This is a genomic window from Pseudonocardia humida, from assembly GCF_023898865.1.
Classification (GTDB): Bacteria; Actinomycetota; Actinomycetes; order Mycobacteriales; family Pseudonocardiaceae; genus Pseudonocardia; species Pseudonocardia humida.
Genome location: NZ_JAGSOV010000009.1, coordinates 286,376 through 300,566, shown reverse-complemented (window position 1 = coordinate 300,566; position 14,191 = coordinate 286,376). Strand labels below are relative to the sequence as shown.

At 73.3% G+C, this 14,191-nt stretch carries 12 protein-coding genes and 1 tRNA gene; 6 read left to right on the top strand and 7 right to left on the bottom strand.

Annotation, left to right across the window (positions count from 1 at the left end; genetic code table 11):
- The first annotated feature begins 40 nt into the window (after positions 1–40).
- From KDL28_RS04065 to KDL28_RS04045, 5 genes are all read left to right on the top strand, one after another.
- Positions 41–460 carry a YciI family protein gene (locus tag KDL28_RS04065; protein ID WP_252435812.1) on the top strand — a complete coding sequence of 140 codons (420 nt, stop codon included), beginning with the start codon at positions 41–43 and terminating at the stop codon, positions 458–460.
- Positions 457–1,749, top strand: coding sequence for an RNA polymerase sigma factor (locus KDL28_RS04060; protein WP_252435811.1), 1,293 nt, complete (start codon positions 457–459; stop codon positions 1,747–1,749). The genes KDL28_RS04065 and KDL28_RS04060 overlap by 4 nt, the downstream gene beginning before the upstream one ends.
- A 151-nt stretch (positions 1,750–1,900) precedes the next feature.
- The gene (locus KDL28_RS04055; RefSeq protein ID WP_252435810.1) at positions 1,901–2,638 is read left to right on the top strand and encodes a DUF899 family protein; all 738 of its coding nucleotides are present in this window, start codon (positions 1,901–1,903) and stop codon (positions 2,636–2,638) included.
- A 401-nt stretch (positions 2,639–3,039) separates the two neighbouring features.
- Entirely contained in the window at positions 3,040–3,513 is a 474-nt protein-coding gene (locus KDL28_RS04050) for a hypothetical protein (RefSeq protein WP_252435809.1), read from the top strand.
- A 1-nt stretch (position 3,514) separates the two neighbouring features.
- Positions 3,515–4,234 carry a nucleotidyltransferase domain-containing protein gene (locus KDL28_RS04045; RefSeq protein ID WP_252435808.1) on the top strand — a complete coding sequence of 240 codons (720 nt, stop codon included), beginning with the start codon at positions 3,515–3,517 and terminating at the stop codon, positions 4,232–4,234.
- A gap of 542 nt (positions 4,235–4,776) precedes the next feature.
- Here KDL28_RS04045 and KDL28_RS04040 read toward each other — a convergent pair.
- The 3 genes from KDL28_RS04040 to KDL28_RS04030 form a co-directional block, all read right to left on the bottom strand.
- Positions 4,777–5,217 (bottom strand): pyridoxamine 5'-phosphate oxidase family protein, encoded by a 441-nt coding sequence (locus KDL28_RS04040; protein ID WP_252435807.1) that lies wholly within the window; start codon positions 5,215–5,217, stop codon positions 4,777–4,779.
- A 166-nt stretch (positions 5,218–5,383) separates the two neighbouring features.
- A tRNA-Pro gene (locus KDL28_RS04035) sits at positions 5,384–5,457 on the bottom strand.
- A gap of 27 nt (positions 5,458–5,484) precedes the next feature.
- A complete protein-coding gene (locus KDL28_RS04030) occupies positions 5,485–6,426 on the bottom strand; it encodes a metallophosphoesterase (protein WP_252435806.1) in 942 nt (313 codons plus the stop codon).
- Between the two features lie 61 nt (positions 6,427–6,487).
- Here KDL28_RS04030 and KDL28_RS04025 point away from each other — a divergent pair, with 61 nt between their 5' ends.
- Positions 6,488–6,958: a GatB/YqeY domain-containing protein gene (locus tag KDL28_RS04025; RefSeq protein WP_252435805.1), complete on the top strand. Its 471-nt coding sequence runs from the start codon at positions 6,488–6,490 to the stop codon at positions 6,956–6,958.
- 45 nt (positions 6,959–7,003) lie between these two features.
- Here the strand turns inward: KDL28_RS04025 and topA are convergent, their stop codons facing one another.
- The 4 genes from topA to KDL28_RS04005 all read right to left on the bottom strand — a co-directional run bounded on the left by topA (position 7,004) and on the right by KDL28_RS04005 (position 13,910).
- Complete coding sequence (gene topA / locus KDL28_RS04020) at positions 7,004–9,718, bottom strand: type I DNA topoisomerase (protein WP_252435804.1); 2,715 nt, start codon at positions 9,716–9,718, stop codon at positions 7,004–7,006.
- 398 nt (positions 9,719–10,116) lie between these two features.
- A complete protein-coding gene (locus tag KDL28_RS04015) occupies positions 10,117–10,710 on the bottom strand; it encodes a hypothetical protein (RefSeq protein WP_252435803.1) in 594 nt (197 codons plus the stop codon).
- A 62-nt stretch (positions 10,711–10,772) separates the two neighbouring features.
- A complete protein-coding gene (locus KDL28_RS04010) occupies positions 10,773–11,387 on the bottom strand; it encodes a hypothetical protein (RefSeq protein ID WP_252435802.1) in 615 nt (204 codons plus the stop codon).
- A gap of 210 nt (positions 11,388–11,597) precedes the next feature.
- Positions 11,598–13,910, bottom strand: coding sequence for a sodium-translocating pyrophosphatase (locus KDL28_RS04005; protein WP_252435801.1), 2,313 nt, complete (start codon positions 13,908–13,910; stop codon positions 11,598–11,600).
- Positions 13,911–14,191 lie beyond the last annotated feature (281 nt).

The following is a 14,191-nucleotide window of genomic DNA, read 5'->3' as shown; positions in this document are numbered from 1 at the left end:
GAGGGTCCCGAACGGGACCCGAGGCACCAGGGAGACGACCATGAAGTACATGCTGATCATGCGGGCGACCGACGAGACGTGGGCGTCGTTCGAGGGCGTCGACTTCAGCGAGATCATCGACTCGATGGGCCGGTTCAACGACGAGATGATCCAGGCCGGCGTGCTGGTCGCGGCCGAGGGCCTCGACGACGCGGCCAAGGGCGTGGTCGTGGACTACTCCTCGGAGCCGCCGGTGGTGACCGACGGTCCCTACGGCGAGACCAAGGAGCTGTTCGGCGGCTTCTGGATCCTCGACGTCGCCTCCCAGGAGGAGGCCGTGGAGTGGGCGAAGCGGGCCCCGCTGGCCGGTCCCGGTTCCAAGGCCGAGATCCGCCGGGTCACCAGCATCGACGAGTTCCCGCAGGACAACGAGTGGGTCCGCAAGGAGCGGGCCTGGCGCGAGGCCACCGGCCAGCTGTGAGCCGGCCGGGTGCCACGGCGACCGAGGGCAGGCGGGCGGTCGAGGCGGTCTGGCGGATCGAGTCCGCCCGGATCGTCGGCGCCCTCGCCCGCTACACCGGCGACCTCGCCCTCGCCGAGGACCTCGCCCAGGAGGCGCTGGCCGAGGCGCTGGTCACGTGGCCCCGGGAGGGCGCGCCGCGCAACCCGGCCGCGTGGCTGCTCACCGTCGGCCGCCGCCGCGCCATCGACGGGTTCCGCCGCCGCGCCGCCCTCGACGACCGGTACGCCGCCCTCGCCCGCGACCTGGGCGAGGGCGGCGCCACCTCGGGCGGCCCCGCCCCGGAGGCGGCGGACGACGTGCTGTGGGATCCCGACCAGATCGACGACGACGTGCTCGCCCTGGCGTTCACCGCCTGCCACCCGGTGCTCTCGCGCGAGGCCCGGGTGGCCCTCACGCTGCGCGTGATCGGCGGTCTGTCCAGCGACGAGATCGCCCGGGCCTTCCTGGTGCCGACCGCGACGGTGCAGGCCCGCATCACCCGCGCCAAGAAGACCCTGGCCGCGGCGCGCGTGCCGTTCGAGGTGCCGCCGCCGCACGAGCGCCGCGAACGCCTCGGCTCGGTGCTCAGCGTCGTGTACGTGACCTTCACCGAGGGGTCGACGGCGACCTCGGGCGGCGAGCTGATCCGCACCGACCTCGCCCGCGAGGCCATCCGGATGGCCCGCATCCTGGCCCGCCTGCTGCCCGGGGAGCCGGAGGTGATGGGCCTGCTCGCGCTGCTGGAGCTGACCGCGGCCCGCTTCCCCGCCCGCACCGGCCCCGACGGCGAGCCGGTGCTGCTGGAGCACCAGGACCGCCGCCGCTGGGACCGCGCGGCCATCCGCCGCGGCCGCGCCGCGCTGGCCGGGACCGAGCGGGTGGGCCGGGGGCTGGGCGCCTACGGGCTGCAGGCCGCGATCGCCGAGTGCCACGCGATCGCGCCCTCGGTCGAGGCGACGGACTGGGAGCGCATCGTCCTGCTCTACGACGCCCTCGGCGGGCTCGCGCCCTCGCCCGTCGTCGACCTCAACCGAGCGGTCGCGGTGTCGATGGCCGAGGGTCCGGCGGCGGCGCTGCGCGTCGTCGACGAGCTGGTCGCCGCCGACGCCCTCCCCGGCTCCCACCTGCTGCCGAGCGTGCGCGGGGAGCTGCTCACCCGGCTGGGGCGCACGGCGGAGGCGCGGGCGGAGCTGGCGCGGGCGATCGGGCTGTGCGGGAACGCCCGGGAGCGGGAGCTGCTGGAGCGCAAGCGCGACGCGCTCGGCTGAGAGACCGATCGGACCCGGCGTCGGGGTGCGGCGCCCGCGACGACGAGGTCGACCTCGCGCCTTCGCGGCGGCGGCCGATGATTTCGCGGGCGTCCGGTGGGTCCTACCGATGGGCGGGCACCCTGCCCGCCCGTCGGCGGAAGGTGAACCAGTGGTCGAAGCGAACAGCACGACGTACCCGCGGCCCGAGATCGTCGACCGGGCCACCTGGGAGGCCGAGTGCGAGCGCCTACTGGCCCGCGAGAAGGCCCACACCCGCGAGGGCGACGCGATCGCGGCCGCCCGGCGGCGGCTGCCGATGGTGGAGGTGGACCCGCACATCCCGCTGGTCGGGGAGCGGGGCCCGGTGCCGCTGGTCGACGTGTTCGAGGGCCGCCGGCAGCTGATCGCCTACCTGCACATGTGGCACGACGGCAAGCCGGCCGCCGAGCAGTGCGAGGGCTGCACGTTCTTCACCGGGCACGCACCGGAGCCCTCCCACCTGCACAGCCGTGACGTCACCTACGCGACGTTCTGCCAGGGCCCCTACGCCGAGAGCGCCCGGTACCGCGACTTCATGGGCTGGGAGATGCCCTGGTACTCGGCGCGCGACTCGGGCGAGGCCCTGCTCGGCGGGCGCGGTTTCGGCGGCTACGCCTGCTACCTGCGCGACGGCGACCGGGTGTTCGAGACGTACTGGACGACCGGCCGCGGCACCGAGGCCACCGCGACCAGCTACCGGCTGCTCGACCTCACCCCGTACGGCAGGCAGGAGACCTGGGAGGACTCACCGGCCGGCTGGCCGCAGCGCTACGACTCCGCCGCGGGCGAGCAGTTCCGGCTCGACGGGCGGCCCACGGCGCAGTGGCCCCGGCTCGCCGCGGGGCACTCCGACGACCTGTCGAGCTGATCCCGCCGGCTCACCGAACCGGGAGCGGCGGGCGGTGCGCGCCGCGCCGTCCCGCCGGTCCGGCTGCGCTGGGGAATCCGCCGTCCGGCCGATCGGGCGCGGCCTCAGCGATGGGCGTCGTGCTCGACCTCGTCGCGCACCACCTCCAGCGCGTCCCGCAGTTCGGCCGGCGCCACTGAGTCGAGCGCGAGGCGCAGCGCGGGCGGCGGGGTGGGCGTCGTCGCGAACGGCTCGGCCGTGGAGACCGCGATCCGCCTGCGGGCCGGCGAGGCCGCGACGCGGTCCGGGCGCGGCCCCGGAGCCGGCGAATGCTTCGACCACGTCGGCGTCCCGGCCGCGGCTCCCGGCAGCGGTGCGGCATGCTCGACCGTCGAATCCGGACCTCGAACGGGGGAGTGCGAATGGGCGACGACGTGATGGCCCGCATCGTCGCGGCGGTGGAGCTCGGCCGGGGCGGCGAGCGGGAGGCGGCCCGTCGTGCCCTGGGGGTGCTGTGGGACGAGATGGGCGGGGACGGCGACCCCTTCCACCAGTGCGTGCTCGCGCACTTCATGGCGGACCTGCAGGACGACGGTCGCGCGGAACTCGAATGGGACGAGCGCGCCCTGGTCGCGGTGGCCTCGGTGACCGACGAACGGGCCCGGGAGTACGACTCGTCGTTGCAGGTGCGGGGCTTCATGCCGTCGCTGTACCTCAGCCTCGCCGACGACCACCGCCGCCTCGGTGACGCGGAGCGCGCCCGGGAGTTCCTGGAGCGGGCGCGCTCGGTGAGCGACGCCCTGGGCGACGACCCCTACGGGACGACGGTCAAGAACGCGATGGAGGGCATCACCAAGGCGTTGGCCGAGGGCTCGACCGACCCCCTCCCCGGCTGAGGTGGGTCGGCAGGTTGGGCGGGAGGACCACATCGAGGAAGCGACGCGGCTCGTGGTCGAGCGGTTCCCCGAGGCGGTCGCGGCGATGCTCGGGGGCAGCAGTGCGAACGGCGGGGCGACGGCGTCGTCGGACCTGGACATCGTCGTCCTGGTCCCGGGTCCGCCTGCGCCCCACCGCGAGACCGTGCTGTCCGACGGGCGGTTGGTGGAGCTGTTCGTGCACACGGTCGAGAGCGCCCGCACCTCCATCGACCGTGAGATCGCCGCCCGCCGGTCTCCGCTGCTGCAGATGTGCGGCGCGAGCGTGCTCCTCGTCGACCACGACGGCGCCGGGACCCGGGTGCGGGACGACGCGCGCCGATCGATCGCCGCCGGACCCCCTGCTCTCTCGACGAGGGAGCGGGACGACCGCCGGTACGCGATCACGGCCCTGGCCGAGGACCTGCTCGACGCCACGGACGACGACGAGGTGGCCTTCATCGGCGCAGCCGCACTGGTGGCGATCAGCGAGCTGGTCCTACTGGAACACCGGACGTGGCTCGGGAGGGGCAAGTGGCTCGCCCGACGTCTGCGCCAGGCCGCTCCGGCGACGGCCGCCGATCTCGTCGCCGCGCACCGGCACCTCCACGAGGGCGGAGGAGCGGAGCGGTTCGTGGGCGCCGTGCTCCGGGCTCTCGCTCCCTCCGGCGGGCGCCTCGCCGAAGGGTACGTGCGCAGCTGAGGTGGCGTTCAGAGGCCGAAGGACTGCTGCTCACCACGCCGGATCGGCGCTCGGCGGCCGATGCGGGCGGCGGGTGGAGCACGTCACCGACCCCGTGAAGGGGTCGGGGGCCCCCTTCGGCATCGGTGACGTGCCCCACTCGCCCCCAGCGCCCCGGGCCGCCGACCCGTTACAGCAAGGCGGTGTACCGGAGATCGACCGAGTGGCCCTCGACAGCCGCCGTTGCCGTACTTCGCTGCTGTACGGGGGCTTGATGGCCTCGGCACCTCGACCCGCGGAGCCGAACATGGACGCGCCAGGCGACACCACCCCCGCGAACCCGCTGCGGACGGCGCTGCGGCGCCTGGTGCTCGGTGCGTTCTCCTGCGCCGTCGCGATGATCGTGCTGCTCATCGGCATGGTGGTGCTCAGCGTCACCGGATGGTCCTTCGACCCGCACGGCTACGGGATGATCTTCGGGGGCGTGCTCGCCGTGGTGCTCGTGCCGGTCGCGCAGATGCTGTGGGTTCTGTACCGATGGTTGCGGCGAGGCGACGAACGACCTATCCACCGGCCTTCGTGTAGTCGCGGGTCAGCCAGCGCTCGGGGCGGACGTGGATCGCGCACATGCGGTCGGTGACGCCCCGGGTGGCCTCGATGTAGCCGTCGGCGCCCTCGCGGCCCAGGTAGCGGCGGGCGAGTTCCCAGCGCTGCTCGACGGTGACGGTGTCCTCGATCGCGGTGACCGGGCCCTCGACGGAGGCGTACCGGTAGGGCATCTCCTGGGTCTGCGCGCAGACGGTGACCCGGCCGGCCCGGCGGATCAGCTGGGTTTTGCGGCTGTCGGCGTCGGTGACCAGGATGATCTCGCCGCCGGGCCGGTAGTCGTACCAGAGCGGGACGGCCAGCGGGCCGCGGCCGTCGTCGTCGGCCACGGTCACGACGGCGACGTGCGCTTCGGCGAGGAAGGCCTCGCGTTCGGCGGGCGTCATGGCCAGGGACACGATCCGAAGGCTAGCGCCGCCCCGGGGCGCCCCGCTGCGGCGATGTGCTCGGGGAATGCTCCGGAGCTTCCACGACCTGCGCTTCTTGCTGCCTTCGCCGCTGAGCAACGACGAACGGCCTGGTCAACGATCTCCCTGCGGAGACCCTGACCAGGCCGTCTGGTTGTCGGGGTGACAGGATTTGAACCTGCGACCTCTTCGTCCCGAACGAAGCGCGCTACCAAGCTGCGCCACACCCCGATGCCCCCCGGAGGGGCACTACCAACTCTAGCCCACGTCCGCCGCCGCTGACGCGGGGGTTACCGATGCGGCGTCGGTGCTGGTGGAGCGGGGTACGAGGGTCAGCAGGCTGGCCTCGGGCGGGCAGGCGAAGCGGACCGGGGCGTAGGGGGAGGTGCCCAGGCCGGCCGAGACGTGCAGCCACGTGCGCACGCCCCACCGGGAGGCGCCCCGGGCCCGGGAGCGGTCGATCCCGCAGTTGGTGACGATGGCGCCGTAGCCGGGCAGGCGGAGCTGGCCGCCGTGGGTGTGCCCGGCCATGACCAGGTCGTAGCCGTCGTCGGCGAAGGAGTCCAGCACGCGGGGCTCGGGGGAGTGGGTGAGGCCGAGGTTGAGGGCGGCTCCGGGGAAGGGGCGGCCGGCGACGAGGTCGTAGCGGTCGCGGTCGAGGTGGGGGTCGTCGACTCCGGCGACGGCGACGGTCACGCCGTCCAGGTCGACGGTGAGGCGGGCGTGGGTGGCGTCGGACCAGCCGCGCTCCAGCAGGGCGGCGCGCAGGTCGCGCCAGGGCAGGTCGCGGCCGTGGATGCGCCTGCGGCTCTTCACCAGGTAGCGGGCGGGGTTCTTCGGGGTGGGGCCGAAGTAGTCGTTGCTGCCGAAGACGAACAGGCCGGGGCGGTCGAGCAGGGGGGCCAGCGCGGCCATCACGGCGGGCACGGCGCGGTGGTGGGCCAGGTTGTCGCCGGTGTTGACGACCAGGTCGGGCTCCAGGCGGGCCAGCTCGGCCACCCAGCGCTGCTTGTCGCGCTGGCCGGGGGTCATGTGCAGGTCGGAGATGTGCAGCACGCGCAGCGGCCGCGTCCCCTCGGCCAGCACCGGGATCGTGGCCTCCCGCAGCGTCCACCGGCGGCGTTCGACGCCGGCCGCGTAGCCGACCCCGGCGGCTGCGGTGGTGGTCGCGGCCAGCGCGATCCGAGCCCAGCTCTGCACGAGCTCAGAGTACGTCGAACCCGCTCGGCCTGCGGAACCCAGTCGACTACCGTCCCTGCCCGTGAGCACCCTGAAGGAACGGCTGCGCGACGACCTGACCGCGGCCATGAAGGCGCGCGACGACGTGGCCCGCTCCACCCTGCGGATGACGTTGACCGCGATCAGCAACGCCGAGGTGGCAGGCAAGGAGCCGCGCGACCTCGACGACGCCGAGGTGCGGAAGGTCATCGCGAAGGAGGCCCGCAAGCGGGCGGAGTCGGCGGAGGCGTTCGCCGCCGCCGGGCGCGACGAGCTGGCCGCGCGGGAGCGCGCCGAGGGCGAGCTGCTCGCGCGCTACCTGCCCAGCCAGCTCACCGACGACGAGCTGGCCGCGATCGCGCGCACGGCCGTCGAGGAGACCGCGGCCGAGCTCGGCGAGCAGCCGGGGCCGCGGCAGATGGGGCAGGTCATGAAGCGGGCCACGGCGGCCGCGCAGGGGCGCGCCGAGGGCGGCCGGGTGGCGGCCGCGGTGAAGGCCCTGCTCGGGCCCTGAGGCCCGTGAGCGGGTTCCCGGCCGCGACCGGGAACCCGCTCACGACTACTTGGCGGGGGCCTTCTTGCGGGCGGGGGCCTTGCGCGCGGGCGCGGCCTTCTTCTTCGGCGCCGGGGCCTTCGCCCGGCGCTCGGCCAGCAGCTCGGAGGCGCGCTCGTCGGTCAGCTGCTCGACGCTGTCGCCCTTGCGCAGGGAGGCGTTCGTCTCGCCGTCGGTGACGTACGGGCCGAACCGGCCGTCCTTGATCACCATGGGCTGGCCGGTGGCGCTGTCCTTGCCCAGCTCGCGCAGCGGCGGGGTGGCCGCCGCGGCGCGCCTGCCGCGCTGCTTGGGCTGTTTGTAGATCTCCAGGGCCTCCTCGAGGGTGACCGTGAACAGCTGCTCCTCGCCGGTCAGCGAGCGCGAGTCGGTGCCCTTCTTCAGGTAGGGCCCGTAGCGCCCGTTCTGCGCGGTGATCTCCTCGCCGCTCTCCGGGTCGGTGCCGACCAGGCGGGGCAGTGACAGCAGCTTGAGCGCGTCGTCGAGGGTGACCGAATCGATCGACATCGACTTGAACAGCGACCCCGTGCGCGGCTTGGCCTTGGCCGGCGCCTTCTTGCGCGTCTTGGCGCCGTCGGCGGGCGCGGGCGGCTCCGCGGGCTCGGGCAGGATCTCGGTGACGTACGGGCCGAACCGGCCCTCCTTGGCCACGATCTCGTGCCCGGTGACCGGGTCGACGCCCAGCGAGCGGCCCTCCTGCGGCACCGAGAAGAGCTGCTCGGCGACCTCGGGGGTGAGCTCGTCGGGCGGGAGGTCCTCGGGGAGGTTGGCCCGCTGCGACTCGCCGTCGCGCACGCGCTCCAGGTAGGGCCCGTAGCGGCCGACGCGCACCACGACGTCGTCGAACACCGGGACGGAGTTGATCTCCCTGGCGTCGATGTGCTCCAGGTTGATCCCGACCAGCTTCTTCAGCCCGCCCGCCCGGGCGACCGAACCCTCGGTGCCCTGCGCGGCGCCGAAGTAGAACCCGGACAGCCAGTCGGTGCGGCCCTGGGTGCCGGCGGCGATCGAGTCGAGCTCGTCCTCCATGGCCGCGGTGAAGTCGTAGTCGACCAGCCGGCTGAAGTGCAGCTCCAGCAGCCCGATCACGGCGAACGCGATCCACGACGGGACCAGCGCCTGCCCCTTCTTCCACACGTAGCCGCGGTCCTGGATGGTCTTGATGATCGAGGAGTAGGTGGACGGGCGGCCGATGCCCAGCTCCTCCAGCGACTTGATCAGGCTCGGCTCGGTGTAGCGCGACGGCGGGTTGGTGGTGTGGCCCTCCGGCGTCAGCGCGGCCGCGACCAGGTCCTGGCCCTTGGTCAGCTCGGGCAGCCGCGACTCGGCGTCGTCGGCCTGGCCGTCGCTGCCCTCGTCGAGGGTCTCGACGTAGGCCTTCAGGAACCCGGGGAAGGTGATCGTGCGCCCGGACGCGGCGAACGTGACCTCCTCGCCCGTCGCGGCCGTGCCCGCGATCCGGACGCTGACCGTGGTGCCGCGCGCGTCGGCCATCTGCGAGGCCACCGTGCGCTGCCAGATGAGCTCGTAGAGCCGGAAGTCGTCGCCGTCGACCTCGTTCGCGACCTCGCCGGGGGTGCGGAACACCTCGCCCGCCGGGCGGATCGCCTCGTGGGCCTCCTGGGCGTTCTTGACCTTGCGGTTGTACTGGCGGGGCTGCGCCGGGACGTACGCGTCGCCGTAGAGGTCGCGGGCCTGCTGGCGGGCGGCCTGGATGGCCGACTCGGACAGCGTGGTCGAGTCGGTGCGCAGGTAGGTGATGTAGCCGTTCTCGTAGAGCCGCTGGGCGCTGCGCATGGTGCGGTCGGTGGAGAAGCGCAGCTTGCGCCCCGCCTCCTGCTGCAGCGTGGAGGTCATGAACGGCGGGTACGGCTTGCGCGTGTAGGGCTTGGACTCGACCGACTCGACGGCCATGGCGCGGCCCTGCAGCGCCTCGGCCAGCCGGCGGGCGCCCGCCTCGTCGAGCGCCCGGGCGGCCTCCTTGCCCTTCGCCGAGGCCTTGAGCGCGCCGTCGGACCCGAAGTCGCGGCCGGTGGCGACGCGGGTGCCGTCGACCGCGACGAGCCGGGCCGGGAACTGGCGCGGGGTGGCGTCCGCGCCCGCGTCCAGCAGCGCGGCGATGTCCCAGTACGACGCGGAGACGAACGCCATCCGCTCGCGCTCGCGCTGCACGATGATGCGGGTGGCCACCGACTGCACGCGGCCAGCCGAGAGCTTCGGCATGACCTTCTTCCACAGCACGGGGGAGACCTCGTAGCCGTAGAGCCGGTCGAGGATGCGGCGGGTCTCCTGGGCGTCGACCATGTCGTGGTCGACGTCGCGCAGGTTCTCCATCGCCGCGCGGATCGCCGGCTCGCTGATCTCGTGGAAGACCATCCGCCGGACCGGGATCTTCGGCTTCAGCGTGTCCAGCAGGTGCCAGGCGATCGCCTCGCCCTCGCGGTCGGGGTCGGTGGCCAGTACGAGCTCGTCGACGGTCTTCAGCGCGTCCCTGAGCTCGGCGACCTTGCCCTTCTTCTCCGGCGTGATGATGTAGAGCGGGGTGAACTGGTTGTCCACGTCGACGCCCAGGCGCGCCCACGACTCGCCCTTGTACTTCGCCGGCACGTCCGCCGCGCCGCGCGGCAGGTCGCGGATGTGGCCCACCGAGGCCTCGACCACGTAGTCCTTGCCGAGGTACGCCTGGATCTTCTTGGCCTTGGTACCGGACTCGACGATCACCAGCCGACGGGTCGGCCGTCCGGCGGCCGTGGCTGTGGGCGTGCCGCTGCGCCGACTCCCGCCGGCCGCGCGGCCGGGCGAGGTCGTCTCGGGCCTCGAACTCGTCGTTCCGGTTGCCACCTGGTCCTACTCCATCGTCTGCGGACTGCTGTCGCTTCCCGCCGGCTGCCCCCGACGGCCTCGCGCCGCCGCGGCGGGTGCGTCCGACCAACCGAGTATGCGTCGGCGTCGGCCAGGCAACCCCCGGACCTCACGCTCGCATACTGGTCCGACGTGTCGCATCCGTCACACGCCGGTGGCTCCCGGTCGCGTGGCGGACCACGGTCTGGAGCACGGCGCCGCGAGAGCGTAACCAGTGCGTCAACCGGTCCGGTGCTCACCATGCGCGACCGGGTCGGTCACGATGCGCTCCGACCCCAGTAACGCGGCCAGTCGGTCCCGGTGATCCGCTCGGGCACCGGTCCCACCAGTTCTACCAGCCTGCGCACCCGGCGGGCCCCGCTTATCCGCAGCGCCGGGCCGTGCTCCGCGCGGGCGGGCGGGATCCCGGCGCGGGTCGCCGCGGCGATCAGCGGGTCGTGGGTGCCGGGGGAGTCGGGGTCGAGCTCGAGCAGGTAGCCGCCGCGTTCGTCGGGCCGGCCCGCGGCCAGCGCCCACAGCCGCAGCGCGGCCCCGTCGAGCTGCCAGCCGCGCGGCACCGCCTTCGCGCCGCCGTCGGTCCACGCGGCCGCCAGCCCGACGAGGTCGCAGCGGAAGGCGGTGCGCAGGACCGTGGCCCCGCTGTCGGTGCGCACGGCGCGCATGGTGATGCCGGTGGCGGCGCAGGCCGCCACGACGGCCGCGGCGCGGGCCGGATCGGACAGCGCGATCGACAGACGGGCCTGGTCGCCCGCGCCGAACCGGGCGACTTGGCCGGGTCCGCAGAGCAGGCCGGCCAGGTCCGCCGGGGAGGGCGGGCGCGCCTCCGCGGAGAACAGCGACAGCTGCGACACGGTGTGCAGAGTAGAACACACGTTCGACCAGCTGGGCGGGGACGCGCCGAACGGTCGAGCGGTCAGCTGGCCGCGCGCAACTGCCGGCAGTTGGGCGCCTGCTCGGCGGCCGCCTCCAGCTCCGGGTTCGCCTCGAAGCCTGCGGTCGGGTCGTCCAGACCCTCCAGCCCTTCGGCGGAGGTGAGGCTGCCCAGCGCCGTGAACAGGGCCTCCGGGTCGTTCGGGTCGACCCCCTCGAGCTGCTGGGCCGTGGAGTCCAGCGCCGTCTTCGCCGTGTTCAGGGTGGTGGTCATCTTCTGCACGAGCTCGTCGCCGCCCTCGATGGGCGACGGGCCCGCGGCGGCCAGGCCGTCGATGGCCGTGCCCATGGCGTCGCCGCCCTTGGCCAGGTAGCCCTGCAGCTGCTCGAACGCCTGCTCCGGGGACGTCGACGAGCCCACACCCGGATCCGTGGGGGCCTCGGTCAGCGGGGTCAGGGCGCCGCAGACCTGGTCCATCCAGGCGACCGGGTCGTCGGTCTGGCCGGCGCCCGCGGTGCCGCCACCGGTGTCGGTGGACGCGGGACTCCCGCCGAGCGGGGCGGCGGTGCCCGGGACGGTCGAGCTGCACCCGGCTCCGAGCAGCGCCGCGGCGGCCACGAGCGGGACGAGCAGGACCTTGCGGGTGGGACGGGGCATCAGGGCCGACTCCGGAGGGACGACGACGGGTGGACCGGGAACATTGTGCTCCCCGACGTCCCGCCGCTTTGTGCCGGATGACACGTTGGCCCCATCGGCGTAGTCGGGGACCGCGGTCGCGACCGTCCGCATCCGCGTCCCGCCACCGCCCGGAAACGACGGAGGCCGCCCACCCCGAGTGGGGTGAGCGGCCTCCGGTGCGGGGGTCCGTCAGCTGACGGGAGCGTCCGCGGGGGTGTCGGCGATCGAGGTCGAGCGCCGCTTGGACACCACGACCGCGGCGACGATGATCGCGGTCGCCACGAGGGCGATCGCGAGCCGCAGCGGGGTGGAGGCCCCGTCGCCGACCGAGAAGTACACGATGGCCGGGGCGATCAGCACCGAGACCAGGTTCATCACCTTGAGCAGCGGGTTGATCGACGGACCGGCGGTGTCCTTGAACGGGTCGCCGACGGTGTCGCCGATGACGGTCGCCTCGTGCGCGGGCGAGCCCTTGCCGCCGTGGTTGCCGTCCTCGACCAGCTTCTTGGCGTTGTCCCACGCGCCACCGGAGTTGGCCAGGAACACCGCCATCAGGGTGCCGGAGGCGATGGCGCCCGCCAGGTAGCCGGCCAGCGGGCCGACGCCGAGGCCGAAGCCGACCGCGATCGGGGCGAAGATCGCCAGCAGGCCGGGGGTGGCCAGCTCGCGCAGCGAGTCGCGCGTGCAGATGTCCACGACGCGGCCGTACTCCGGCCGCACCGTGCCCTCCATGATCCCCGGGTTCTCCCGGAACTGGCGGCGCACCTCGAACACGATCGCGCCGGCGGCCCGGGTCACGGCGTTGATCGCCAGACCGGAGAACATGAACACCACGGCCGCACCGATGATCACGCCGACCAGCGTGTTGGGCGCGAACACCTCGAAGGCGAACGCGGTGCCGGCGTTGACCGCGGTCTCCTGCGCCTCCACGAGCGCCTGCGTGATCGCGTCGCGGTAGGAGCCGAACAGCGCCGTCGCGGCGAGCACCGCGGTGGCGATGGCGATGCCCTTGGTGATGGCCTTGGTGGTGTTCCCGACCGCGTCGAGCTCGGTCAGGATGTCCACCCCGGCGCCCTCGACGTCGCCCGACATCTCGGCGATGCCCTGGGCGTTGTCGGCGACCGGGCCGAAGGTGTCCATCGCGACGATGACGCCCACGGTGGTCAGCAGGCCGGTGCCGGCCAGCGCCACCGCGAACAGCGCCACCGTGATCGAGCCGGTGGCCAGCGTGAAGGCGCCGAACACCGCGGCGCTGATGACCAGCGCGGTGTACACCGCGGACTCGAAGCCGACCGAGATGCCGGACAGGATCACCGTCGCCGCGCCGGTCAGCGAGGACTTTCCGACGTCCTGGACGGGCTTGTCCTCGGTGCCGGTGTAGTACCCCGTCAGCCACAGGATGGCGGCGGCCAGCACGATCCCGATGAGCACCGCGACGATCGCGATGACCTGCGGGTTGGACCCCGCCATGGCGTCGACGACGTCGGCGTCGCTGGGGTTGGTCAGGTCGGCGAAGCTGTTCGGCAGGTAGAGGAACGCCGCGACGGCGCTGAGCACCGCGGAGATCCCGGCCGAGATGTAGAAGCTCCGGTTGATCGTCGTGAGGCTGCTCTCACCCTCGCGGGTGCGGGTGATGTACACCCCGATGATCGCGGTGATCACGCCGATGGCCGGCACGATCAGCGGGAACAGCAGCCCCTGCAGGCCGAACGCCGCCGTGCCCAGGATCAGCGCGGCGACCAGCGTGACGGCGTAGGACTCGAACAGGTCGGCGGCCATGCCGGCGCAGTCGCCCACGTTGTCGCCGACGTTGTCGGCGATGGTGGCGGCGTTGCGCGGGTCGTCCTCCGGGATGCCCTGCTCGACCTTGCCGACGAGGTCGGCGCCGACGTCGGCGGCCTTGGTGAAGATGCCGCCGCCGACGCGCATGAACATCGCCAGCAGGGCGGCACCGAAGCCGAAGCCCTCCAGCACCTTCGGGGCCTGGCCGGCGTAGGCCATGACCACGATGGTCGCGCCGAGCAGGCCGAGGCCGACGGTGAACATGCCGACGACGCCACCGGTGCGGAACGCGATCCGGGTGGCCTTCTCGCGGCCGCCCTCCTGCGTCGAGGCGGAGGCGACCCGGATGTTCGCCGCCGTCGCCAGCCGCATGCCCAGGCCACCGATGGTGGCCGAGAAGACGGCTCCGATGAGGAAGAAGATGGACCGCCCGATCCGCTCGCCGAGGTCTTCCGCGGGAAGCGCGAACAGCAGCACGAAGACGACGATGACGAAGATCAGTAGAGTGCGGAACTGGCGGTTGAGGTACGCCGTGGCGCCTTCCTGGACCGCTCGGCCGATTTCCTGCATCTTCGGGGTGCCCGCATCTGCGGCGAGCACCTCCCGACGCAGGACGAAGCCGACGATCAGGGCGACGACGGCCACCACCGCGACCACACCGAGGATGGTGTAGTCGTTCGCCCCGAGCTCAATGCCCTGGACGAGGGTGGGTGCGGACATCCGTCCTCCTGGTTCAGTGAAAAGATCAGGCCAGGAGCGCGGACGGCACCCCTGGCGTCACGACAAAGACCCGTCGCCGCAGGTGAAAGCGGTGCAGGCGCGTGCAGTGTAAGAGGTGGCCCCGAGGTGCCCAGTGGGGGCGTGGCCTCACGCCGCATTCACAACGATAGGATCACGGCCCCTCGGGGCCGGTTCAGAGGTCAGCGCCCTGGAGCTGGGCCGATCGTGATGTCCCCGTGACTCCCCGTGCTTGCGCGTCCTCCTCCCGGGTGAGTCGTGTG